This window comes from Streptomyces composti (assembly GCF_012034205.1).
In the GTDB taxonomy this organism is placed as follows: domain Bacteria; phylum Actinomycetota; class Actinomycetes; order Streptomycetales; family Streptomycetaceae; genus Streptomyces; species Streptomyces composti.
Map to the genome: position 1 here is coordinate 121,821 of NZ_JAATEM010000010.1, position 24,811 is coordinate 146,631.

Sequence of the window (24,811 nt, forward strand, 5' to 3'; positions counted from 1 at the left end):
GTTCCGGGGCGTAGGCTCCGGACACTCCGGGCGGCAGGAACGGCGGTAGTCGGGTTACCGTTCGAGTGGCCGTTGCGGACTTTTCCCGTTTGACACGGGGGCGGGATGTACCGTCACACTCCGCAGCGTCACCATGTCCAGGCCCCGGGAGGACCCCCTGGGGAGGCCTCAGCGTCGATCCGGAGAGAAGAGCGAAGTTGTCCCCGACCAGCGAGACCGCGAAGGGCGGCCGCCGACTCGTCATCGTCGAGTCGCCTGCCAAGGCGAAGACGATCAAGGGCTATCTCGGCCCTGGCTACACCGTCGAGGCGAGCGTCGGACACATTCGCGACCTTCCCAACGGCGCCGCCGAGGTGCCCGAGAAGTACACCGGTGAGGTCCGCCGGCTCGGCGTGGACGTCGAACACGACTTCCAGCCGATCTATGTGGTCAACGCCGACAAGAAGGCCCAGGTCAAGAAGCTCAAGGACCTGCTGAAGGAGTCCGACGAACTCTTCCTCGCCACCGATGAGGACCGCGAGGGGGAGGCCATCGCCTGGCACCTCCAGGAGGTCCTCAAGCCGAAGATCCCGGTCAAGCGGATGGTGTTCCACGAGATCACCAAGGAGGCGATCCGGGAGGCCGTGGCCAACCCGCGCCAGCTCAACCAGAAGCTGGTCGACGCCCAGGAGACCCGCCGCATCCTCGACCGCCTCTACGGCTACGAGGTCTCGCCGGTCCTGTGGAAGAAGGTCATGCCCCGCCTGTCCGCGGGCCGCGTCCAGTCCGTCGCCACCCGGCTCGTGGTGGAGCGGGAGCGGGAGCGCATGGCGTTCCGCAGCGCCGAGTACTGGGACCTGACCGGCACCTTCGCCACCGGCAGGCCCGGCGACGCCAGCGACCCGTCCTCGCTGGTCGCCCGCCTGCAGACGGTCGACGGCCGGCGCATCGCCCAGGGCCGGGACTTCGACTCGCTGGGGCGGCTGAAGAGCGAGAACATCCTCCACCTCGACGAGGCGAACGCCCGCGCGCTCGCCGCCGCCCTGGAGAACACGCGGTTCTCGGTGCGGTCGGTGGAGTCCAAGCCGTACCGCCGCTCGCCGTACGCGCCGTTCCGTACGACGACGCTGCAGCAGGAGGCGAGCCGCAAGCTCGGCTTCGGCGCGAAGGCCACCATGCAGATCGCGCAGAAGCTGTACGAGAACGGCTACATCACTTACATGCGTACGGACTCGACGACCCTGAGCGACACGGCGGTCGCCGCCGCCCGTGCCCAGGTCACGCAGCTGTACGGAGCCGACTACCTGCCGCCGCAGCCGCGCACCTACGCGGCCAAGGTGAAGAACGCGCAGGAGGCGCACGAGGCGATCCGCCCCTCCGGGGACCGTTTCCGTACGCCCGCCGAGACCGGCCTCACCGGTGACCAGTTCAAGCTGTACGAGCTGATCTGGAAGCGCACCGTCGCCTCCCAGATGAAGGACGCCACCGGCAACTCCGTCACCGTGAAGATCGGCGGCACCTCCGCCGACGGCCGGGACGTCGAGTTCACCGCGTCCGGCAAGACGATCACCTTCCACGGCTTCCTCAAGGCCTATGTGGAGGGCGCCGACGACCCGAACGCCGAGCTCGACGACCGCGAGCGCCGGCTGCCGCAGGTCGCCGAGGGCGACGCGCTGACCGCCGAGGAGATCACCGCCGACGGGCACGCCACCAAGCCCCCCGCCCGCTACACCGAGGCCTCGCTGGTCAAGGAGCTGGAGGAGCGGGAGATCGGCCGCCCGTCGACGTACGCGTCGATCATCGGCACGATCCTGGACCGCGGCTATGTCTTCAAGAAGGGCACGGCCCTGGTGCCGTCCTGGCTGTCCTTCGCCGTGGTCAACCTGCTGGAGAAGCACTTCGGCCGGCTCGTCGACTACGACTTCACCGCCAAGATGGAGGACGACCTCGACCGCATCGCCCGCGGCGAGGCACAGGCCGTGCCGTGGCTGAAGCGGTTCTACTTCGGTGAGGGCCGTGACAACGGCGGCGCCGCCGAGGCCGGCAACGGCGACGGCGACCACCTGGGCGGCCTGAAGGACCTGGTGACCGACCTGGGCGCGATCGACGCCCGCGAGGTGTCGTCGTTCCCGGTGGGCAACGGCATCGTGGTGCGGGTCGGCCGCTACGGTCCCTACATCGAACGCGGCGAGAAGGACAGCGAGCAGCACCAGCGGGCGGACGTCCCGGCCGACCTGCCGCCCGACGAGCTGACGGTGGAGCTGGCCGAGGAGCTGCTCGCCAAGCCGAGCGGCGAGCGCGAGCTGGGCACCGACCCGGCCACCGGGCACACCATCGTCGCCAAGGACGGCCGCTACGGCCCGTACGTCACCGAGGTCCTCCCCGAGGGGACCCCGAAGACCGGCAAGAACGCGGTCAAGCCGCGCACCGCCTCGCTCTTCAAGTCGATGTCCCTGGACACGGTGACGCTCGAGGACGCCCTGAAGCTGATGTCGCTGCCGCGGGTGGTCGGCGTCGACACCGACGGCCAGGAGATCACCGCGCAGAACGGCCGCTACGGCCCGTATCTGAAGAAGGGCACGGACTCGCGGTCGCTGCAGTCCGAGGAGCAGATCTTCACGATCACGCTGGAGGAGGCGCAGGCGATCTACGCCCAGCCCAAGCAGCGTGGCCGGGCGGCCGCCAAGCCGCCGCTGAAGGAGCTGGGCGAGGACCCGGTCAGCGGCAGGCCGGTCGTGGTGAAGGACGGGCGCTTCGGCCCGTACGTCACCGACGGGGAGACCAACGCGACGCTGCGTTCCGGCGACAGCGTGGAGACGATCACCCCGGAGCGGGGCTTCGAGCTGCTCGCGGAGAAGCGGGCCAAGGGCCCCGCCAAGAAGACGGCCAAGAAGACCGCGAAGAAGACGACCGCCAAGAAGACGGCGGCCAAGAAGGCCCCGGCGAAGAAGACGGCCGCGAAGAAGACCACGGCGAAGAAGACGGCCGCGAAGAAGGCCTCGACCGCGAAGAAGACGGCGAGTGCGTCCGCCGCGGACACCGCGGACGGGGCCGAGGGCTGAGGCGCTCCGAGGGCGCCACAGGCGTCGGCGGGGACTGAGGCTCCTAGAAGGCAGAGGCCTTTCGGGAAGGCTGCCCTTCGGGAAGGGTGAGGTCTTTCGGGACCTTTAGAGAAGGATGAGGCCCTTTCAGGGGCCCCGTCCGGTGGCCGGCTGCTCCGTCCGCGTCGCGGTGCGCTGCTTCGCCCGGGTTCGGAATGCGAACGTCCCGGCAACACTTCGATGTCGGGTCGTGTGCATGTCAGGGATCCCGGCCCGGGCTGCCGGCCCGGGCCGATAGGCTGAAAGCATGACGCGAGCCGAGCAGCCAACGGCCCCTCAACCGGCCCCCGACGACGCCCTGGTCGCGGACTCCCGAGAGCGCGCAGTCCGAGCGCTGCTGCGCCGGCCGCAGCTCAGGAGGCTGTGGAGCGCGCACCTGGTGGGCGGTGTCGGCGACACCCTCGCCCTGCTGGTGCTGGTCCTGCTCATGGTGCAGGCGGCGGTCGCCGAGGGTTCCTTCGGCGGCGGCTACCGGGGCGTGGCGTTCGCAGTGGCGACCGTTTTCGCGGTGCGCATCCTCGCCACGCTGCTGTTCGGCGCCGTGCTCCTGGGCCCGCTCACCTCGCTCACCTCGCAGGACGGCCCGCTGGACCGGCGCTGGACCATGATCGGCGCGGACGGCCTGCGGGCCGCGCTGCTGATCGTCGCGCCCCTGTGGATCGACTGGACGCCCGGCAACGCCCCGGCCGTCCTCCTCGTCACCGCCTTCGTGGCGTCGGTGGCCGAGCGGTTCTGGACGGTCTGCCGCGAGAGCGCGGCCCCCGCGCTGCTGCCGGGACCGCCCCCCGAGGGTGCGTCGATCCGGCCACTGCCCGACCACATGGACGCGCTGCGCCGCCTGTCCCTGCGCACCGGCTTCGTGGCGGTGCCGCTGGCCGCGCTCGCCCTGGTCCTGGCCGCGCTGCTGAACAACCTGCTGGGCACCGGCATCGCCTGGTTCGACCAGCACCAGGCGGCCCTGGCCTCCTATGTGGCCGCCGGGCTGTTCGCCGCCTCGCTGTCCGTGCTGACCTTCCTCGACCTGCCCGACACCCGCACGCCCCGCGCCCGGTCCCCGCTGGAGGGGCTGCGCCGGCCGAGGAGCACCGCAGGCAGCGACAAGGGCCGCACCGGCGCCATACCGCTGCTGGTGTTCGCCTGCGCCTGCGCCGCCGCCGCGATCTCGGCGGCCGTCGCGGTCGCGGTGCTGCACGCCAAGGACCTGGGCGGCGGCCCCGTGCTCTACGGCCTGATGGCCGGCGCGCTGACCGGCGGCGTGGTCGTCGGCATCCGTATCGCGCCCTCGCTGCTGCCCGCCCTGTCCCGGCGCCGCCTGCTGGCGCTGGCCCTCGCCCTCACCGGCGTCGCCCTGCTCGCCGCCGGTCTGGTGCCGGACGTCACCAGCGTGCTGCTGATCATGGCGCTGGCCGGCACCGGCGCGGGCGTGGCCGCCAACGCCGGGCACACGCTGCTCGACCAGGAGGCCGAGGAGCAGCGGCGCACCCGCACGACGGAGCACCTGCACGCGGTGGTGCGGGTCTTCGTGGCGCTGGGCGCGGTGGCCGCCCCGGTGGTGGCCGGGGCCATCGGACCGCACCGCCTGGAGAACGGCCGGTTCGTCTTCGCGCACGGCGGTGCCGCCTTCACGCTGATGCTGGTGGGCGCACTGCTGCTGCCGGTGGCCGCGCTGGTGCTGGCCAAGGTGGACGACCGCTCCGGGGTGCCGCTCCGGCACGATCTGCTCGACGCCCTGCGCGGCGGCGACGACCCGGAGCCGCGGACCGCGCCCTCCGGCTTCTTCATCGCCCTGGAGGGCGGCGACGGCGCCGGCAAGTCCACCCAGGCCGAGGCGCTGGCCGAGTGGATCAGGTCCAAGGGCCACGAGGTGGTCCTCACCCGCGAGCCCGGCGCCACCCCGGTCGGCAAGCGGCTGCGGTCGATCCTGCTCGACGTCTCCAGCGCCGGCCTCTCGCACCGTGCGGAAGCCCTGCTCTACGCCGCCGACCGCGCCGAGCACATCGACACCGTGGTGCGTCCCGCCCTGGAGCGCGGCGCCGTGGTCATCTCCGACCGCTACATCGACTCCTCGGTCGCCTACCAGGGCGCGGGCCGGGACCTCTCCCCGACCGAGATCGCCCGGATCAACCGCTGGGCCACCGACGGGCTGGTCCCGCACCTCACCGTGCTGCTCGACGTGGCGCCCGAGACGGCGCGCGAACGGTTCACGGAGGCGCCGGACCGGCTGGAGTCCGAGCCGGCCGAGTTCCACGCCCGCGTCCGGGCCGGCTTCCTGACGCTGGCCGCCGCCGACCCCGGCCGCTACCTGGTGGTCGACGCCGGCCAGGAGCCGGAGGCGGTCACCACCGTCATCCGGCACCGCCTCGACCAGGTGCTGCCGCTGTCCGAGGCGGAGATCGCCGCCCGTGAGGAGGCCCGCCGCAAGGCCGAGGAGGAGGCCCGGCGGCGAGCCGAGGAGGAGGCCCGCCGCAAGGCCGAGGAGGAGCGCCTGGAGCGCGAGCGCCAGGAGCAGCTGGCGCGGCTGCGCGCCGAGGAGGAGGAACGCAAGCGGCGCGAGCTGGAGGAGGCCCAGCGGCGCGAGGCCGAACGGCAGGCCGAGGAGGCCCGCAGGCGCGCCGAGGAGGCCCGCCGCCGGGCGGAGGAGGAACGTCAGCGGCTCCTCGCCGAGGAGAAGGCCCGCGCGGAGGAGGAGGCCCGGCGCAAGGCCGAGGAGGAACGCCGCCGCAAGCAGGCCGAGGAGGAGGCCCGGCTGCGCGCCGAGGCCGAGGTGCAGCGCCGGGAGAAGCAGCGCAAGGCGGAGGAGGCCCTGCAGCGGGCCGAGGAGGCGCGGCGTCTGGCCGAGGCGGCGGCCGCGGCGGCGCAGGCGGGCCCGCCGAACCCGGCCGCCGGCGCCGCACCCGCGGCGGGAGCCCCGGCTCCCGGCACCGCAGGCGGCGGGGCCTCGGACGCCACGGCCGTGCTCAGGAAGGTGCCCGGGGAGCGGGAGAGCTCGGACTCCGGCGGTGCCTCCGAGTCCGAGACCACCGCGCAGCTGCCCCAGCCGTCCGTCCCGCCGGGGGCGGCCGACGAGACGGCCGTGCTCCCGCCGGTCGGCACGGGCGCCGGTGCCCACGAGGGTGCCGGTGAGGAGACCGAGGTCCTGCCTCCGGTCCGCCAGGACGCAGAGGAGACGGCGGTCCTGCCGCCCGTCGTGCCCGGCCCGGCCGACGAGACGGCGGTCCTGCCTCCGGTGCGCGGCGAGGGCGACGGACCGGGCGGGGGCGCCGGGGACCGGGTCCCGCCGGGCTACTTCCGCGACGAGAGCCCGTCGGCCCCCGCCGACGGCACGGACGGCGGCACCCGCGAGCTGCCCCAGGTCGACGCCGAGCCCGCCCCCCGCCGCGGCAGGCGGCGCAAGCGCTCGGACTGGGCCGAGGAGACCCCGCTGGACGACCTTCCGTCCCTGGCGGACGAACTCCTGGGCCCCCACGAGGACGACCAGGACGACGAAGGGGGCCGGGGCGGGCGCCGGCGGCGCTGAGCGGCACTCTTTGGCGCCTTCCCCGAGCTGACGGCCGGGGGCCGGGCGCCGAGGGGCCGACGCCGGCGCTGCCCCCGGCACGGCTCCGGGGCCCGCTGTGTTTCGCAGGTCACCGTGGTCCGCGCTGTCAGTGCGCGCCCCCACAATGGACAGCGCGGACCGGATGTGAGGCGCAGCCGGATGTGAGCGAGAGGCAGCGGGATCGATGACCGTATGGGACGACCTCGTCGGGCAGGAGCGGGTGAGCGCGCAGCTCGACGCCGCCGCCCGGGACGCCGACGCGATCGTCACCGCGGCGGCGGCCGACGAGCCCCTGCCGGAGGCGTCGAAGATGACGCACGCCTGGCTGTTCACCGGCCCGCCCGGCGCGGGACGCAACCAGGCCGCGCGGGCCTTCGCCGCCGCGCTGCAGTGCGTCAGTCCGGACCGCGCCCTCGGCGGATCTCCCGGCTGCGGTTTCTGCGACGGCTGCCACACCGCCCTGGTCGGCACGCACGCCGATGTCACCACCGTCGCCGCCGTCGGCAGCGAGATCCTGGTCAAGGACATGCGGGACACGGTGCGCAAGTCGTTCACCGCACCCGCCAACGGGCGCTGGCAGATCATCCTGGTCGAGGACGCCGAGCGGCTGAACGAGAAGTCCGCCAACGCCGTCCTGAAGGCCGTCGAGGAGCCCGCTCCCCGCACGGTGTGGCTGCTGTGCGCCCCGTCCATCGAGGATGTGCTGCCGACCATCCGCTCCCGCTGCCGTCACCTCAATCTGAGCACGCCGTCCGTCGACGCCGTCGCCGACATGCTGGTGCGCCGCGAGGGCATCGAGCCCGACGTGGCCGCCGCCGTGGCCCGTGCCACCCAGGGGCACGTCGACCGGGCCCGCCGGCTGGCCACCGACCCGGCCGCCCGTGAGCGCCGCGCCGCCGTGCTGAAGCTGCCGCTGCGGGTCGACGACATCGGCGGCGCGCTCCGGGCCGCGCAGCAGCTCGTCGACGCCGCCGCCGAGGACGCCAAGCAGCTCGCCGAGGAGATGGACACCAAGGAGACCGACGAGCTGAAGGCCGCTCTCGGCGCCGCCCAGGGCGGCAGGCTGCCGCGCGGCACGGCCGGCGTGGTCAAGGAGCTGGAGGACATGCAGAAGCGGCGCCGCACGCGCACCCAGCGCGACAGCCTGGACGTCGCCCTCACCGACCTCACCAGCTTCTACCGCGACGTCCTCGCCCTCCAGCTCGGCTCCCGCGTCGCCATCGCCAACACGGACATGCAGGACGCCCTGGAGCGGCTGGCCCGCTCCAGCACCCCGGAGTCCACGCTCCGCCGCATCGAGGCGATCAGCGCCTGCCGCGACGCCCTCGACCGCAATGTGGCCCCGCTGCTGGCGGTGGAGGCGATGACCATGGCCCTCAGAGCCGGCTGACCGCCCCCGTGCGCAACACCGCGCCGGGTGTCGCCGCAACTCGTACGCGGCACGAGCCGCACACAGCGCATTCGAGTCGTTGCACAGAGTTACGCTCGCGGGATGTACCCAAGGCGCACCCTTCGCAGGACCCGTACCGCGGCCACGCTGCTCGCCGCCGCCGCGCTGCTGCTCGCCGGCTGCTCGGCCGGAAGCTCCACGAGCACCGCCAGCTCGGCCGGCCGGGAGGCCGAGGCGGCGGCGCTGGCACCGCTGCCCCGCTCCACACCGGCGGCCCTGAAGCCGTACTACGCGCAGCAGCCCCGCTGGCGCGACTGCGGCGTCCCCGGCTTCCAGTGCACCACCCTCAAGGCCCCCCTGGACTACGCCGACCCGTCGGCCGGGGACGTCCGCCTCGCCGTGTCCCGCAGGCAGGCCACCGGGCCGGGGAAGCGGCTGGGCTCGCTGCTGGTCAACCCGGGCGGTCCCGGCGGCTCGGCGGTCGGCTATCTGCAGCAGTACGCCGGGGTCGGCTACCCCGCCGAGGTGCGCGCCCGCTACGACATCGTGGCCGTGGACCCGCGCGGCGTGGCCCGCAGCGAACCCGTCGAGTGCCTGGACGGGCCCGCGATGGACGCCTACACGCAGACCGATCTCACCCCGGACGACCGGCGGGAGGAGCAGGCGCTGGTCGGGGCGTTCCGGAAGTTCGCCGAGGGCTGCGGGGCGGACGCCCCGCGCCTGCTGCGCTATGTGTCCACCATCGAGGCGGCGCGCGACATGGACATCGTGCGGGCGGCGCTGGGCGACGAGAAGCTGAACTTCGTGGGCGCCTCCTACGGCACCTTCCTGGGCGCCGCCTACGCCGGGCTGTACCCGGACCGGACGGGGCGGCTGGTGCTGGACGGGGCGCTGGACCCGTCGCTGCCCGCGCGCCGGCTGAACCTGGAGCAGACGGAGGGCTTCGACACGGCGTTCACCGCCTTCGCCGAGGACTGCGTGCGGCGCAGCGGCTGCCCGCTCGGCGCCAAGGGCACGCCCGTGGAGACCGTCGGCAAGAACCTCAGGGCCTTCTTCGACGAACTCGACGCCCGCCCCCTCCCCGCCGGTGACGCCGACGGCCGCGAACTCACCGAGTCCCTGGCCACCACCGGGGTGATCGCGGCGATGTACGACGAGGGTGCCTGGGAGCAGCTGCGCGAGGCGCTCACCTCCGCGATGAAGCACCGGGACGGCGCGGGACTGCTGCTGCTCTCCGACAGCTACTACGAGCGCGGGGCCGACGGCAGCTACTCCAACCTGATGTCCGCCAACGCGGCCGTGAACTGCCTCGACCTGCCGCCCGCCTTCGCCTCGCCCGAGGAGGTCCGCAAGGCGTTGCCCGAGTTCGAGAAGGCGTCCCCCGTCTTCGGCGAGGGCCTGGCCTGGGCGGCCCTGAACTGCACCTACTGGCCGGTGGAGGCCACGGGTGAGGCGCAGCGCATCGAGGCGAGGGGCGCGGCCCCGATCGTGGTCGTCGGCACCACCCGCGACCCGGCGACCCCCTACCGCTGGGCCCGCTCCCTGGCCGCCCAGCTCTCCTCGGCCCGCCTGCTCACCTACGACGGCGACGGTCACACCGCCTACGGCCGGGGCAGCCGCTGCATCGACTCGGCGATCAACGCCTACCTGCTCCGCGGCACCCCGCCCGCGGACGGAAAGCGCTGCTCATAGCGGGCGTGCCGGTCCTTGAGGGCGGGGACGGGCCCCGCCCTCGGGGCCGGTACGAAGCACCCCCGGAAACTGTGTAGACTTACCGGCGTTGCTGATCGCACCATGGTGCGCACGGCGCGCCGCCTTAGCTCAGATGGCCAGAGCAACGCACTCGTAATGCGTAGGTCTCGGGTTCGAATCCCGAAGGCGGCTCGGAGAGACCCCAGGTCCCACGCTGGTGACCTGGGGTTTTGTGTTGCCCGGGGCAGGGCGCTCCGCGCATGGGGCACGAGGGGGGCGGGGGGAGTCGCCGTGGGCTTTTCCTACACCGGGGCCGCCCTGTTCTGGCTACCGGCCGCACTCGTGTCCGCGGCCATCGCGCTCCTGGTCCGGCGCAGGCAGAGGGAACCGGGCCTGCTGCGGCCCGCGCCGATGCTCGCCCTCGGCTGCATCTCCCTGCTCAACGCCCTCACCGCATGGGCCGTCGGTATCGCCCAGGCGGGCCTGGACCTCAGGGAGTCCTGCGAGTACCGCGGCGGCGTCCGCTTCGACGAGCGGTGGCACGCCGCGCACTACCGGGAATCGCAGAACCTCTTCCCGGTCCACGCCAGATGCAGCGCGGCCGTGGACCTCGTACCCGCCTGGATCAACCCCGCGATCACCGCTCTCGTCCTGCTCTCCGTCGCCTGCCTGTGCACGGCGCTCTGCCTCTCCGCCCGCCGGCTTCTCGGCGGCGCGGCCCGGAACGGCGTCCGCCGCCCGCCCGTACGAGGCGCCGGGCGCTCTCGAGTCAGGCGGGCGGAACCCGGGGTGTCAGACGCCGGCGTGCGGCTTGCTCTGCTCCAGCTCCGGGGCGGCGGTCCTGGTGACGGACGGGCGGGTGAAGCGGTCGGCCAGGGGAGCGACGTAGCGGGCGGTGAGGGGGCCGATGACGACCAGGATCAGGACGTAGGCGGTGGCCAGGGGGCCGATGCGGGGTTCGACGCCGACGGCGAGGCCGGCGATGACGATGGAGAACTCGCCGCGGGCGACCAGGGTGCCGCCGGCGCGCCAGCGGCCCGCTCCCTGGATGCCGGCGCGGCGCGCCGCGTACCAGCCGGTGGCGATCTTGGTGCCGGCGGTGGCGAGGGCCAGCAGCAGCGCGGGAATGATGACCGGGGGGATCGCGGCGGGGTCGGTGGACAGGCCGAAGAAGACGAAGAAGACGGCGGCGAACAGGTCCCGCAGCGGGGTCAGCAGGCTGGCGGCGCCCTCGGCGACCTCGCCGGACAGGGCGATGCCCACCAGGAAGGCGCCCACGGCGGCGGAGACCTGGAGCTCCTGGGCTATGCCGGCGACCAGGATGGTCAGGCCGAGCACCACCAGCAGCAGCATCTCGCGGCTGTCGGAGGAGACCGCACGGCTGATCAGACGGCCGTGGCGCAGGGCGACGTAGAGGACCGCGCCGACGGTGCCGAGGGAGATCAGCAGGGTCAGGCTGCCGCCCGCGAGGCTCACCCCGGCGAGCAGGGCGGTGAGGATCGGCAGGTACACGGCCATGGCGAGGTCCTCGAGGACCAGGATGCCGAGCACCACCGGTGTCTCCCGGTTGCCGAGCCGGCCGAGATCGCCGAGGACCTTGGCGATCACGCCCGAGGAGGAGATCCAGGTGACGCCGGCCAGCGCGGCGGCGGCCACCGGACCCCAGCCGAGCAGCAGCGCGGCGATGGCGCCGGGGGCCGCGTTGAGGACGAAGTCGACCGCGCCCGAGGGGTACTGCGTCTTGAGGGTGGTGACGAGTTCGGAGGCGCTGTACTCCAGGCCGAGCAGGAGCAGCAGGAGGATGACGCCGATCTCGGCGCCGGTGGTGGTGAACTCCTCACTGGCGTCGAGGGGGAGGATGCCGCCATGGCCGAAGGCGAGTCCGGCGAGCAGGTAGAGAGGGATGGGGGAGAAGCCCACTCTTCCGGCGAGGCGTCCCAGCAGTCCCAGTCCGAGGATGACGGCGCCTAGTTCGATGAGCATGGCGGTGGTGTTGTGCACGGGCGTCTCCTCCGGTGGTCGGCGGCGGCGTCTGCGCCTGGTCGGCTTGCGGTGGCGTGCGGGCGCTGTCGGCGGGTGGGCCTCACGGGCCGTGCAGGGGCCGGGTCGGGCGGGGCGGGTACGGCCGGGTCGTGCTCGGCGCGCGGGATGTGCGGCGAGCAGGAGTGGTCGAGTGGCTGGTTACAAATGGGCCGGTCCGGCGGCGGACCGCGCCGGGCTCGGCGCGGCTGCCCGGGTACGGGCCCTCATGGCCCGGCCGGGCGGCGTTCGCGCGCAGGCCGGGGCGGGCCCGGAGTGCGGGTGGGCCGGGGTTCAGACTCGGGGAGCGGACGCGCACGGATCGGGCACGCTGTCGCGAGCCGTGTTGTCGATGCGCACAGCCCTGACTCGATCCATGTCACGCCCCCCATCACACGCGCCGGTTCCGGGAACGTCCGGAAGCAACTTCTCGTACTTCAAAGAGTGAGCGAGCCAGCGCTCAACGGAGCGTCAAGGCTCGGTAAAGAAGCTTAGCGTACGAAAAAAGACGCATAGCGAACATACTGCTGCAAATGGGTGGTTGGGGAGCTGAGGATCGCACAATTTACCGGATGTAACGCCCATGTCATTCGGCCCGTACGGAGGTTGCGGGCCCCGTGTTCTCGGTGGGCTCCTCCTCCGGCGCGCCCCGTTCGCCGAGCCAGCGCGCGAGCTTCCCACGTCGGCCGATGGCCCGGAGCCGGCGCTCCGTGGCCTCGCGGTTCTTCGGCGTGGTGATCAGCAGCAGCTCGTCGCCGGCCCGCAGCACGGTGTTGCGATCGGGAACCAGGGTGGTGCCGTCGCGGACGATCAGGGTGACCACGGTCGGCGGCGGCAGCCGCAGCTCGAAGACGGCGACGCCGTGCAGCTTGGAGCCTTTCGGGATGGAGACGGTGAGGAGGTCGGCGTCCAGCACGTCGAGCGGGGCGGTCTCGACCTGGATCTCGCGCAGCGCGTCGGCGCGTGCCAGGCCCAGACGCTTGGCGACGGCGGGCAGCGTGGGCCCCTGGATCAGGGTGAACAGCACCACCAGCACGAAGACGATGTTCAGCACGTCCCGGGCGCCCGGAACGTCCTCGACGATCGGGAACGTGGTCAGCACGATGGGGACCGCCCCGCGCAGGCCCGCCCAGGAGATGAACGCCTGCTCGCGCCAGCGGACCGGGAACGGCAGCAGGCACAGCAGCACCGAGACGGGACGCGCGGCCAGCAGCAGGACCAGACCGACGGCCAGGGCCGGGATGATCGCGGAGGGCAGCTCGCTGGGGTCCACGAGCAGCCCCAGCATGACGAACAGACCGATCTGGGCCAGCCAGCCGACGCCCTCGGCGAAGGAGCGGGTGGCCGCGCGGTGGGGCAGGTCGCTGTTGCCGAGGACCACACCGGACAGGTAGGCGGCGATGATCCCGCTGGCGTTGACCGCGCCGGCGGCGGCGAAGGCGATGATGCCGAAGCCCACGGTGGCCAGCGGATACAGCCCGGTGGCGGGCAGCGCGATATGGCGCAGCGCGAGCGAGCCCAGACGCCCGACCAGCACGCCGAGCGCGCCGCCCACGCCGAGCTGATAGAGCAGGTTGCCGATCAGGGACACCGGTCCGGGCAGATCGGCGGCCGTGGCGGTGGTGGAGAAGACCAGGACGAGGATGATGGTGGGCGCGTCGTTGAAGCCGGACTCGGCCTCCACCAGGCTGGTCAGCTTCTTGGGCAGCGGCAGCGAGCGCAGCACGGCGAAGACGGCTGCGGCGTCGGTGGACGAGACGATCGCACCGAGCAGCAGGGACAGCTGCCAGTTCATGCCCAGCAGATAGTGCGCGCCGGTCGCCGTCACCACGACGGAGAGCGCCACGCCCACGGTGGCCAGCACCGAGGCCGGGGCGAGCACCGGCCGCACGCTGCTCCACTGGGTGGTCAGACCACCCTCGACCAGGATGATCCCCAGGGCGGCGGTGCCCAGCGCCTGGGCGAGCTGGGCGTCGTCGAACTTCAGTCCGAACCCGTCCTCGCCGGCGATGACGCCCACCGCGAGGAACAGCAGCAGGCTGGGCAGTCCGACGCGATGGGCGGTGCGTGCGGCGGCGATGCTGGCCAGCAGCACCGTGCCGCCGATCAGCAGCGTCAGATACAGCTCGGGCAGGGTCATCGCTCGGTCCCCGGGAGGCAGGGGCCGGCTGCCGTGACAGGGCGCGCGGCGACGTCCCTCGGCTCAGGGCACGGACGGAGGACCGCGCGCGGACGGGCACCCGCCGGCTCAGAACCGGGGGCGGCGCCCGCCGTCGCGGCGCGGGCCCCGGCCGGGGCCGAACATCTCCCCGGCGAGGCCGGCCAGAACCAGCCCGGCGGCGATGAGGAGCCCGTGGGCCAGGGCGATGCCGCCGCCCAGTACAGCCAGGGCCAGGACGAGCAGCAGCCAGACCCGCAGTCGGCGGTATTCGCGGGGACTGCGCGGCCGGCCCGCCCCGAGCGCGCGGGCGAACCGGGGGTCCTCGTGCTGCAGGCGTGCCTCGATGTCATGGAGCCGCTCGTCGTCGGACGCGGGCATGACGCCGCCCTCCTCACGGCGCGGAACGGCGGGCGGGCATCGCGGTCGGTGCTGCGGACCATCGGCTCTCCTCGCAGGGTGGGGACATCGAGATCACGCCAGCGCGAAGTAGCGCAGCCACACATACGCGCCGGCCACGGCCACGGTGACGGCGGTGACGATCAGGCCGTAGCGGCTGAACTGCCAGAACGAGATGTGGTGGCCTTCCCGGTCGGCGATGCCGGTGACCACGACATTGGCCGAGGAGGCGATGATCGTCGCGTTCCCGGCGAGGTCGGCGCCGAGTGCGAAGGCCCACCACAGCATTCCCGCCTCGCCGGTGCCGCCGGAGGCCTCCACGATCTCGGCGACGATCGGGCTCACCGAGGCGACGAACGGGATGTTGTCGATGACCGCCGACGGCACCACGGAGCCGAACACCAGCGTCATCGCCGTCGCCAGCAGATTGCCGCTGGTCGCCTCGGCCGCCATCTCGCCCAGCTCGCCGATCACGCCGGTCTGCACCAGCGCGCCGACCATGACGAACAACCCGGCGAAGAACGCGAGCGTCTCCCACTCCACGTCCTTGGCCACCTCATGGGGGTTGAGCCGGGAGACGCCGAGCAGCAGCAGACCGCCGCTGATGGCCACCACGGACGGCTCCAGGTGCAGCCAGGTGTGCAGGACGAAGGAGACCATCACCGCGGTGATGACCACGCCGCTGACCAGCAGCAGCCGGCCGTCCTTGATCTGGTCCCGCGGGTTCAGCTCCATGATCGAGGCGGCGCGCTCGGGGTCGTGGTGGAACGCCTTGCGGAACATCACCCGGCTCATCAGGACGAACACGATCATCAGCACGACGACGACCGGCGCCATGTGGATGAGGAAGTCGTTGAAGGACAGGTTCGCCCGGGAGCCGATCATGATGTTGGGAGGGTCGCCGATCAGGGTGGCGGCTCCGCCGATGTTGCAGGCCATCACCTCGGCGACGAGGTACGGCACCACGGGCAGCCCGAGCCGCCGGCAGACCAGGATGGTCACCGGTGCGATCAGCAGCACCGTCGTGACGTTGTCGAGCCAGGCGGACAGGAAGCCGGTTGCCACCGTCAGCAGCACCATCAGCCGGTACGGTCTGCCCCGGGCCCGCCGTGCCGCCCAGATCGCGATGTACTCGAAGACTCCGGTCCGCTGCAGCACCGCGACGATCAGCATCATCCCGAGCAGCAGGAAGATGACGTTCCAGTCGATGCCGGCGTCCTCGGAGAAGAACGCGTGCTCCGGATCGGTCGCCCCGATGAGCAGCATCGCCACGGCACCGCCCAGCGCGGCGGCGACCCGGTGCACCCACTCGGTCGCGATCAGGACGTAGACGGCCACGAAGATCCCGATCGCGAGCCAGGTCGTCACGTCCACGGCGTCCACGCCCTCTCACCCCGGCCGCAGCGGACCGTTTCTGCCCGGTCGGCGCCCGCACCGCGGCGCGCCCCTGCCGTGGCGGCGCGACACCACAGCGGCACCGGATCGGAAACGGCCTCCATGAGGCCAGGCCGCCGGGGTGCAGCGTGCATGGGCGCAGGGCTCCTCTCGTCGTCCGGCAGATGGGCGCGTCGCCCGTCCTCGGTGCTTCCCCGGGACCATCGGCGGGTCCCGGATCCATCGGCAGGCCCCCGGACTCCCGGGCAGATTCCCGTGGCGCCGCATGACGGACGGCTGGGGCCGGACAGCGTGGCCGAAGGGCCGTCGGGGCGCCGGTTGCGGGACCGGACCGCGGCAGACGCTGTCCCAGGGCGGTCGTCGGGTCGGGAGGGGGCGTTGCCTACACCCTTTCTCGCCATGGCCGGCAAGACCATCGGGGACGGCACCCAAATGCGGATGGGTGAGACCTGTACGGACGACGGGGAATGGGTGGCGGCCCTGATGGACGCCCGAAGGGCGTCCCGCTCACGCTGGACGTGATGAGCCCCTCGCACGCCGGCCGCCCCGGGGCGCCGGCCGGTCCGCCGTCCACCTCCGGGAAGCCGACAGCCGGGAGCGGGGACGACGTCAGGGAGGCGGTGCGCGGTGTCCTTGGTCCGGCGGATCTGTCTGCTCGGCGCCGTGGTGCGGATCGTCGTCACCACCTTTCTGCTGCGCTGGGGCCAGGCTCCGGCACGGCGGCGCCTCGCCCGGGCCGGGTCCGCCACCGGCCGGCTGCGCTCCGGCAGCGGACCGTCCGCCGGCGCCCCGGCGGCCATACCCGGGCCAACTATCACGTTCCACGCTATGCGTGGCTCGCCGCAAGCCGTACGTGCCGCTGGCGACCCCGCCGGTCCGACCACGCAGGAGGCCCGACGTCCCGTCCGCCGAGCCCGGGACGCGGGCCCGGCCGTCCCCACCCCGCACCGGAGTCAGTGACCATGTCCGAGGCGACCCCCACCCGCATCCTGCTGGCTGACGACCACCACCTGGTCCGCCGCGGAGTGCGCCTCATCCTCGACAGCCAACCCGACCTCACGGTCGTGGCCGAGGCGGGCGACGGCCACGAGGCGGTCGAGGCCGCCCGGACCCACCATCCGGACCTGGCGATCCTCGACATCGCCATGCCCCGCCTGACCGGCCTGCAGGCCGCCCGCGAACTCTCCCGCACCCAGCCGGAACTGCACATCCTCATCCTGACGATGTACGACAACGAGCAGTACTTCTTCGAGGCCCTGGCCTCCGGCGCCTCCGGCTACGTCCTCAAGTCCGTCGCCGACCGGGACCTCATCGAGGCCTGCCGGGCCACCATGCGCGGCGAACCCTTCCTCTACCCCGGCGCCCTGGCCGCCCTGGTCCGGAACTTCCTCGACGACGTCCGGGAGGGCCGCTCCCCGCGCGGCGGCGCGCTCACCGAGGGCGAGGAGCAGATCCTCCGGCTGGTCGCCGAGGGCCACACCGCCCGGGAGATCGCCGACCGCCTCGGCGCCGACCCCGGCACCGTCGAACGCCGCCGCGGCGAACTGCTGGCCAGGCTCGGCCTGAGGAACCACGTCGAACTCACCCGCTACGCCATCCGGGTGGGCCTGATCGCACCCTGACCCGGGGGCCGCGTCCGGCCGGAGCACGGCTCGTCATGCGGGCCCGCCCCACCCGGCGCACCCTGGTGGCATGGCCGGTGATCAGCTCGTCGTGATCTACCCGCCCGCCTCGGACGGCGGGCGCCGGGTCCGTGTGGGCACGAAGTTCGTGGGAATGGCCTACGGGCTGCTCGACGTGGTCGAGTTCCTGCGGCTCGCCGGGCTGGAGGAGGCCGACGAGGACTGGGTGCGCCGGCCGGAACGCGTCGAGTGGCGCGGCGGCGGTCCGGGCCGGTGGGTGCCCTGAACCGGGCAGGGGGCGCCCTGAACGGGTGGACGAGGGTCCCGGTCGTTCACCTCTGCCGACCGGGCGTCCCTCGCGGACCGGACCGGGCCGTGGCGGCGGCACTCCCCCGAGTCTGCGCGTCCACGCGCGCGCACCGCCGGGCCGGGGGTCCGGTGATGTGATCACATCAGACTTTGCCGGAGGATGGCAAACGCGGGACCGGCGAAGCCTGGACAAGCAGCCCGCTGCCGCCGGGGGGTGAGGAGCCGTCAGGCGGCGGAGAGCCTCTTGCCGGCCCGGATGATCCCGGTGAGCGCGGAACGCACGTCGCGCAGTTCGGCGATCCGGTCGTCGATGCGCCGGCGCTCGGCCTCCAGCAGGGCGACGAGGTCGTCGCAGCCGGGCGCGAGGTACTCGCCCTCGTCGACCATGCAGGGCAGGATCTCGCCGATCACGTCGGTGCCCAGGCCCGCGGCGAGCAGGATCCGGATACGGCGCACGGTCTCGACGTGCTCCTCGCCGTAGACGCGGTATCCGGCGGCCGTCCGGCCGGGCCGCAGCAGGCCCTTCTCCTCGTAGTAGCGCAGAGTGCGGGTGCTCACTCCGGTGCGGGCCGCCAGTTCACCGATCCGCACGAGCGCCGCCCTCCGGGGTTGACCTTCACACCGACGTCAGGCTTTAGCGTACCGGCGACCAGGACCGGGACGCTCGGGCCCGGTGCGAGGCGAGGGGAGAACCCGACGATGGCGCAGGAGACTTCGAGGACGCCGGTGACGGTGATCGGGCTGGGGCCGATGGGCCGCGCCCTGGCCGCAGCGTTCCTCGCCGCCGGTCACCCGACCACCGTGTGGAACCGGACCGCGGACAAGGCCCGCGAACTCCGGGGCAGGGGCGCGGCCTGGGCCGACGGACCGCTGGCCGCGCTGCGGGCGAGCGAGGTGACCGTGGTCTGTGTCGTCGACGCGGACGCCGTCGGCGCCGTCCTCGACCGGGCGCTGGCCGAAGCGGAGGGCGGCCGGCTGCCCGCCACCACGCTGGTGAACCTCACCTCCGACGGGCCGGAGCGGGCCCGCGCACTGGCCGCCCGGGCGCGGAAGCTGGGACTGGACCATCTCGACGGCTCGATCATGACCCCGGCGGCGGCCATCGGCACCGAGGCGACGCGCATCCTCTACAGCGGACCGGCCGGCCTCTTCGACCGCCACCGCGGCACACTGGCCGCCCTGGGCGGCACCGCCCTCCACCTGGGAGCCGACCCGGGCCGGGCGGCGAGCTTCGACGTGGCGCTGCTGAACCTGTTCTGGACCTCGGTCACCGGTCTGATGCACTCCTTCGCCTACGCGGCCCGGCAGGGCGTGCCGGCCGGCGAACTGGCCCCGCACGCGGAGCAGATGGCGCGGCTCGTCGCGGACCTGCTCCCCGGGCTCGCCGCCGACATCGACGCGGGCCGCTTCTCCGGGGCCGAGTCGTCCGCGCTGACATCGGTCGCGGCGAGTCTGGACCACATCGTGCACGCACTTCAGGAGGCCGGGGTCCCCTCGGCCTTCACGTCGGAGGCCAGGGAGCTCGTGAACGCCGCCGTGTCCGCCGGCCATGGGGAGGACTCCCCGGTCCGGCTCGCCGACTTCCTCGGGCGGGAGCCGCTGGGAGCGCAGGGGCGGGGGTAGCCGGTCCCGGGGCGGTCACTTGGCGTCCGCGTAGCACTCCACCACGGACGTGCTGAAGGGGAAGCGCACCGGGGTCTCGCCGAAGGTGAGGCGGGCCGCGAGGCCGGAGGCCTCCCGGATGGCCGCCACCACCGCCTGGGCCTCCTCCTCGGGGCAGTGCACGATCACCTCGTCGTGCTGGAAGAACACCAGCTCGGCAGCCATGTCCGCGAGGGCCCGGCGCAGCGCGGCGAGCAGCAGCAGCGCCCAGTCGGCGGCGCTGCCCTGGACGACGAAGTTGCGGGCGAAGCGGCCCCGGGCACGGGCGTCGGCCGAGGCGTAGCCGGGCACCCACGGCCGGGCCGGGCCGGGGTCCTGTTCCTCGGTGACGGGGATGCCCGCCTCCTCCGTCGCGTCGTCGCCCGTGCGGGCGGCGGGCGGGCAGGTGCGGCCGAGCCAGGTCCGTACGAGCCGGCCCTCCTCGCCGGCCCGCGCGGCGTCGTCGACGCAGGCGACCGCCCGCGGGAAGCGGCGGCGGAGGGCGGCGAGGTTCTTCAGGCCGTCGCCCGAGGTCTGACCGTAGATCGCGCCGAGCACCGCGAGTTTGGCCTGGGCGCGGTCTCCGGAGAAGGCCCGTTCGGAGACCGCCTGGTACAGGTCGCTCTCCCGCCCGGCGACCTCCATCAGGCCGGGGTCGCGGGAGATCGCCGCCAGCACCCTGGGCTCCATCTGGTCGGCGTCGGCGACGACCAGCCGCCAGCCGGGGTCGGCGACGACCGCCCGGCGGATCACCTTGGGGATCTGCAGGCCGCCCCCGCCGTTGGTCACCCAGCGGCCGGTGACCGTGCCGCCCGCGATGAACTCGGGCCGGAACCGGCCGTCGCGCACCCAGTCCTGCAGCCAGGACCAGCCGTGCGCGACCCAGATGCGGTACAGCTTCTTGTACTCCAGCAGGGGTTCGACCGCCGGATGGTCGATGTGCTCGATCTCCCAGCGGCGCGTCGAGGTGACCTTGATGCCGGCCTGCGCGAACGCCTTGACGACGTCGGCCGGGAGGTCGGGCCGGACCCGGCGGCCGAACGCGGCGGAGATCTCCTCCGCGAGCTCGGCGAGCCGGCGCGGTTCGCCCCCGCCCGCGTACCGCTCGCCGAGCAGATCGTGCAGGAGCGCGCGGTGCACGTCCGCGCGCCAGGGCAGGCCCGCGTGGTTCATCTCGGCGGCCACCAGCATCCCGGCCGACTCGGCGGCGATCAGCAGCCGCATCCGGTCCGGGTGCGCGGTCGCCCCGATGCGGCGCTGCTGCTCGGCGTAGACGGCGATCAGACCGGACGCCGGGACATGGACGCCGCGCGGCTCGAACAGCGGTGACTGCGCGCCCGGTTCGGCCGGGAGCAGCGGCGGATCGGGCGGTACGGGGCCGCCGCGCAGCCGGGCCAGGGCGGCCGCGGCCGAACGGGGCTCCCCGTACCGCCCCTCGTGACCGAGCAGGAGCGTCTCGGCGGCCTCGATGTCGTAGCACCGCTCCACTCGCACCCCCGTGGCGAGCAGGCGTGGGCAGATCTCGGCGGTGGACCGCCACACCCACCGCGCGACACCGGGACGGCTCCGCACCGCCGCGGCGGGATCCGCCTCCCGCCGCACCGGACCGGCGGGCAACCCGTCGGGGCCGAGGGGAGCGACGTCCACGCCGCCGTCCTCGGTCCCGGCGAGCAGCCATCGGTCGGCCATGCCACGCAGTCTGACAGGAGGGTCCGACAATGCATCCGGCCTGCGCGGACGAGCGCCCGTCAGGGCGGTGGAGCGCAGGCCCGGGACGTCAGCCCTCGGTCCCGCCTTCGGCCTCCCCGCTCTTTTCGTTCCCCTCGGCCCCCTCGGCCCGCTCGCGCTCGGCCCTCTCGTTCTTCCCGCCCTTCTCGGCCTTCTCGCCCTTCGCGTTCTCCGTCCCGCCACCCGGCTGCGCGAGCTGGATCTGCGAGAGCACCTCGAGGAGCCACTCCTCGGTGCGCTCCTTGGTGATGCCGAGGCCGCTGAGGACGCCCTCGCCGTTCTCGTGCTCCAGCAGGGCGAGCAGGATGTGCTCGGTGCCGATGTAGTTGTGGCCGAGGCGCAGCGCCTCGCGGAAGGTGAGTTCCAGGACCTTCTTGGCCGCCGGGCCGTACGGCACCAGCTCGGGCGCCTCCTCCACGCCCGGCGGCAGCGCCGCGCTCGCCGCCTCGCGCACCGCCTCCAGGGTGACGCCCTGCTTGGTGATCGCCACGCCGGCCAGGCCCTCCGGCTCGCTGAGCAGACCGAGGACCAGGTGCTCGGGCACGCCCTCGGCGTTGCGGGCGGCCTTGGCCTCGTTGTGCGCGGCCATCACCACGTTGCGGGCGCGCGGGGTGTAGCGGTTGAAGCCCTCGTTCGGGTCGAGTGACGCGGTCTCCCTGGGCACGAAGCGCTTCTGCGCCGCCTGCCGGGTGACGCCCATGCTCTTGCCGATGTCCGTCCAGGAGGCGCCGGAGCGACGGGCCTGGTCCACGAAGTGGCCGATCAGATGGTCGGCGACATCGCCGAGGTGCTCCCCGGCGAGCACCGCGTCCCGGAGCTGTTCGAGGGGCTCGTCGTGGACCTTCTTGATGGCCGCGATGAGGTCGTCGAGACGTACGGATGACGTGATGATGGGGTTCGTCGTCATGTGTCAACCGTAAGTTGACACCCGTGCACTGTCAACCGCCCGTTGACACTCACGGGTGAACCGCGCCGCATGACACGATCGGGCCCGTGAGTACGTCCAGCACCGTCGACCGCGCCTTCCGCGCCGCCCTCCACGACACCGGCGACGACGGCCTCGACACCGGCGCGTCCCTGCTCGCCGCCGATCCGGCGGCCGACGCCGAACTCGACCGGCGCGGCCGGGAGTTCGTCGCCGCGGCCTGGCGGCGCGGCTGGCAGCCCGCCGATGTCGTCCGGTTCGTGCGGCGGGAGCTGGAGGAGGTGCACGTGGGACTCGTGGTGGCGCTGATCCGCGCCCAGGCGCGGCACGACGACCGTCCCCGGAGCGCGCGCTGGACCGCCCAGCTGGCCGCCCTCCCCGACGGCAAGGCGGGACGCTCGGAGCGCGGTGACCGCTTCTCGCACGCCACCGCCGTACTGGAGCTGTACCGCCTGCTGCTGCGCCTGCCCCCGCTGGAGCCGCTCGAGGAGACGGCCGCCGCCCGGGGCGGGGGCGACCGGCACCCGGAGTCGCGCATGCTCGCCCGCATCCGGGCACTGCTGGCCAAGGCCGAGGCGACCGGCTTCCCCGAGGAGGCGGAGGCGCTCAGCGCCAAGGCGCAGGAACTGATGGCCCGGCACAGCGTCGACGCGGCGCTGCTCGCCGCCGGGGCGCCCGTGGCGCAGACGCCCACCGCCTGCCGGATCGGCGTGGAGCCGCCGTACGAGCAGGCCAAGGCGGTGCTGCTGGACGCGGTCGCGAGCGCCAACCGCTGCCGGGCGGTGTGGAACGAGGCCCTCGGCTTCTCCACCGTGGTCGGCTTCGCCCCCGACCTGGAGGCGGTCGAGCTGCTCCACACCTCACTGCTGGTGCAGGCCACGACCGCGATGACCAGGGCGGAGGCCGCCCAGCGGGCCGGCGGCCGGAAGCGCACCAAGACCTTCCGGCAGTCCTTCCTCGCGGCCTACGCCCACCGGGTGGGGACGCGCCTGGCCCGGGCCGCCGAGACCCAGGTGACCGACGATCTGCTGCCCGTCCTCGCCTCCCGCGAGGCGGCGGTCACCGAGCGGCTGGAGCGGCTGTTCCCGCAGACCACGACCACCCGGCTGCGCGGGGTGAGCGACGCGGCGGGATGGCAGGAGGGCGCCCGGGCCGCGGACGCGGCGCAGGTCGGGCCCCGCCCGCACCTGCCCTGACGGATCCGGTCCGACGGATCCGGTCCGACGGATCCGGCCTGACGGACCCGGCCCGACGAAAGTGGCCTGACGGCGTGCGGTGCCGTCCGCCGGAACTCCGCAGTCCCCGATCTTCTCAGTCCCCGATCCTCTGGTAGGCGCTGACCGAGACCTCCAGCTCCTCCCCGTCACCGGCCGCGATGGGCCCGTACGACCACCGGAAGACACGGGTGCTGGGGTCGCCGGCCTCGCTGGGGAAGACGACCCGCAGATCCTTGGCCCGGAACGACCCGGAACCGCTCGCTCCCCGGACATAGGTCACGGTGAACGCCGCCGACTCACCCTTGGCCAGGGTGAGTTTCTGGGCCTTGGCGCCCTCGGCCGGGGGCACCTCACGGGTCACGGAAGAACCGCCGGCGCCGGTCAGACGCACCTGGGGGAAACCCTCCAGGGTGCATTCGCTGCTCTGGTTGGTGAAGCTGACCGGCACCTCACCGGTGTCACCGGCGGCCGGGGCGACGCTGGCCGGGCCGGCCTCCATGCTCACCGTGTCGATCGCGCAGGCCCGGCCCCCGGACTGCCCGGACTTGCCGCCCCCGCCCCCGTCGTCGCAGGCGGTCAGCAGCACAAGGGCGGACAGGGCGGTGACGGCGATCGGTACGGCGCGCATGAGGTCCCCTGGGTGTGTGGAGGTGCACTCCGATCATCGCCCACGGGACCCCTCGTCCGTGCCAGGACCTCGCCGGGCGCACTGCGGCGTCCTCACCTCTGCGGCATCCTCACCTCACCGGGGCCGGCACGGCGCCGCACGGCCTCACGGCGCGGCGGACTCCAGCCCCTCGGTCGGCAGACCCGGAGGCAGTGTGCCGCCCTCCGCCTTCTGGTAGGTCTCCGTCCCCAGACCGCTGTCCCAGGTGACCTTCAGGGACTTCCCGCTGACCGACTCGACCGTGCCGGTCGCCCGGTCCTTGTCGCCGTCGGTGCACTTCAGGCGGATCGTCGTGGTCCCGGCGTCCTCGCGGGCGGAGCCGCTGCAGACGGTGCCGCCGGTGGCGAAGAGGCCGGCCTGCTCACCGTTGACCACCAGGGCCACCGCCTTGCCGCCGGTCGTGGCGAGCCAGCTGCCCTCCAGGTCGCTCCCCTTCGCCTCCGGGGAGGCCGTGGCGCCGTCGCCGCCGGGCGCGGTCGCGGACGGGGTCGGGCTCGCCTTGGAGTCACCGGAGCCGCCGTCGTCGTCGCTGCACCCGGTGAGAGCGAGCGTGCCGGCCAGCCCCAGGGCCAGGGCCGCCACGCGGACGCGCGAGAAGGTCACCGAAGACACCGAAGTCACTGCAAGCCCCCTAGTCGTTTCCGGCCGCACCGGCCTGAGAAGCGGCCGGAGCCAGCTAACCGTACTCGCCAGTCACCTCACCACCCCGGTGACGTACCTCGCACAACACCGTCACGGGCCGCGCCGGGCGGGCCCGGCCCACGGTGCGCGGCCGCGCCGGACCGGCACGGCCGGGCAGAGAGCACCCGCCGGAACCCCGCGGACGGCTCGGGCATACGGCTGGAAAAGGCCGTTGGGCCGTCACGGAGATAGTTCAAGGGAACACAAAAGCCCCCTGCTGCGTCTCACCTACAGCGGGGGCTGTCCGGCGCAGGGACGCTGTAGTCGCAGGATGACCCCGCGTGCACGTGCATCTGCTCATGCATTTGCACAGGAACGAAGCTATGATCCGAGTCAGTTGACCATGGCAT

General features: G+C 73.4%; 17 protein-coding genes and 1 tRNA gene. 9 read left to right on the plus strand and 9 right to left on the minus strand.

Translation table 11 applies throughout. From position 1 onward, the window contains the following. Positions 1-197 precede the first annotated feature (197 nt). The 5 genes from topA to HCJ93_RS10445 all read left to right on the plus strand — a co-directional run bounded on the left by topA (position 198) and on the right by HCJ93_RS10445 (position 9,892). Entirely contained in the window at positions 198-3,041 is a 2,844-nt protein-coding gene (gene topA, locus HCJ93_RS10425) for a type I DNA topoisomerase (protein WP_167993370.1), read from the plus strand. 286 nt (positions 3,042-3,327) lie between these two features. After that, a complete protein-coding gene (gene tmk, locus HCJ93_RS10430; protein WP_167993372.1) occupies positions 3,328-6,597 on the plus strand; it encodes a dTMP kinase in 3,270 nt (1,089 codons plus the stop codon). 205 nt (positions 6,598-6,802) lie between these two features. Beyond that, a complete protein-coding gene (locus HCJ93_RS10435) occupies positions 6,803-8,008 on the plus strand; it encodes a DNA polymerase III subunit delta' (RefSeq protein WP_167993374.1) in 1,206 nt (401 codons plus the stop codon). 102 nt (positions 8,009-8,110) lie between these two features. Further along, on the plus strand, positions 8,111-9,700 hold the full coding sequence (locus HCJ93_RS10440; protein WP_167993376.1) for an alpha/beta hydrolase: 1,590 nt from the start codon (positions 8,111-8,113) through the stop codon (positions 9,698-9,700). Positions 9,701-9,818: 118 nt separating this feature from the next. Beyond that, positions 9,819-9,892 (plus strand) — tRNA-Thr (locus HCJ93_RS10445). Positions 9,893-10,492: 600 nt separating this feature from the next. Here HCJ93_RS10445 and HCJ93_RS10450 read toward each other — a convergent pair. The 4 genes from HCJ93_RS10450 to HCJ93_RS10465 form a co-directional block, all read right to left on the minus strand. Then, complete coding sequence (locus tag HCJ93_RS10450) at positions 10,493-11,701, minus strand: cation:proton antiporter (RefSeq protein WP_309141365.1); 1,209 nt, start codon at positions 11,699-11,701, stop codon at positions 10,493-10,495. 604 nt (positions 11,702-12,305) lie between these two features. Then, positions 12,306-13,859 (minus strand): potassium/proton antiporter, encoded by a 1,554-nt coding sequence (locus HCJ93_RS10455; protein WP_167993378.1) that lies wholly within the window; start codon positions 13,857-13,859, stop codon positions 12,306-12,308. Between the two features lie 108 nt (positions 13,860-13,967). Then, entirely contained in the window at positions 13,968-14,258 is a 291-nt protein-coding gene (locus HCJ93_RS10460; protein ID WP_167993380.1) for a DUF3040 domain-containing protein, read from the minus strand. Positions 14,259-14,351: 93 nt separating this feature from the next. Beyond that, the gene (locus HCJ93_RS10465; protein ID WP_167993490.1) at positions 14,352-15,650 is read right to left on the minus strand and encodes an ArsB/NhaD family transporter; all 1,299 of its coding nucleotides are present in this window, start codon (positions 15,648-15,650) and stop codon (positions 14,352-14,354) included. Positions 15,651-16,633: 983 nt separating this feature from the next. Between HCJ93_RS10465 and HCJ93_RS10470 the strand changes: the two genes are divergently transcribed. Then, entirely contained in the window at positions 16,634-17,293 is a 660-nt protein-coding gene (locus HCJ93_RS10470) for a response regulator transcription factor (RefSeq protein WP_167993382.1), read from the plus strand. A gap of 70 nt (positions 17,294-17,363) precedes the next feature. Beyond that, complete coding sequence (locus HCJ93_RS10475) at positions 17,364-17,579, plus strand: hypothetical protein (RefSeq protein ID WP_167993384.1); 216 nt, start codon at positions 17,364-17,366, stop codon at positions 17,577-17,579. Positions 17,580-17,827: 248 nt separating this feature from the next. On the opposite strand, the gene HCJ93_RS10480 is transcribed toward HCJ93_RS10475, so the two are convergent. Then, positions 17,828-18,193 (minus strand): MerR family transcriptional regulator, encoded by a 366-nt coding sequence (locus tag HCJ93_RS10480; RefSeq protein WP_167993386.1) that lies wholly within the window; start codon positions 18,191-18,193, stop codon positions 17,828-17,830. Positions 18,194-18,301: 108 nt separating this feature from the next. Between HCJ93_RS10480 and HCJ93_RS10485 the strand changes: the two genes are divergently transcribed. Then, on the plus strand, positions 18,302-19,225 hold the full coding sequence (locus HCJ93_RS10485) for an NAD(P)-dependent oxidoreductase (protein WP_206317201.1): 924 nt from the start codon (positions 18,302-18,304) through the stop codon (positions 19,223-19,225). Between the two features lie 15 nt (positions 19,226-19,240). Here the strand turns inward: HCJ93_RS10485 and HCJ93_RS10490 are convergent, their stop codons facing one another. Next, positions 19,241-20,932 (minus strand): bifunctional 3'-5' exonuclease/DNA polymerase, encoded by a 1,692-nt coding sequence (locus HCJ93_RS10490; protein ID WP_167993387.1) that lies wholly within the window; start codon positions 20,930-20,932, stop codon positions 19,241-19,243. A gap of 88 nt (positions 20,933-21,020) precedes the next feature. Then, on the minus strand, positions 21,021-21,878 hold the full coding sequence (locus HCJ93_RS10495) for a Clp protease N-terminal domain-containing protein (protein WP_167993389.1): 858 nt from the start codon (positions 21,876-21,878) through the stop codon (positions 21,021-21,023). A gap of 86 nt (positions 21,879-21,964) precedes the next feature. Here HCJ93_RS10495 and HCJ93_RS10500 point away from each other — a divergent pair, with 86 nt between their 5' ends. Then, on the plus strand, positions 21,965-23,092 hold the full coding sequence (locus HCJ93_RS10500; protein ID WP_167993391.1) for a DUF2786 domain-containing protein: 1,128 nt from the start codon (positions 21,965-21,967) through the stop codon (positions 23,090-23,092). Positions 23,093-23,207: 115 nt separating this feature from the next. Here the strand turns inward: HCJ93_RS10500 and HCJ93_RS10505 are convergent, their stop codons facing one another. Beyond that, a complete protein-coding gene (locus HCJ93_RS10505) occupies positions 23,208-23,741 on the minus strand; it encodes a DUF4232 domain-containing protein (RefSeq protein ID WP_167993393.1) in 534 nt (177 codons plus the stop codon). Positions 23,742-23,885: 144 nt separating this feature from the next. Beyond that, positions 23,886-24,383: a hypothetical protein gene (locus HCJ93_RS10510; RefSeq protein ID WP_309141366.1), complete on the minus strand. Its 498-nt coding sequence runs from the start codon at positions 24,381-24,383 to the stop codon at positions 23,886-23,888. Positions 24,384-24,811: the final 428 nt, after the last annotated feature.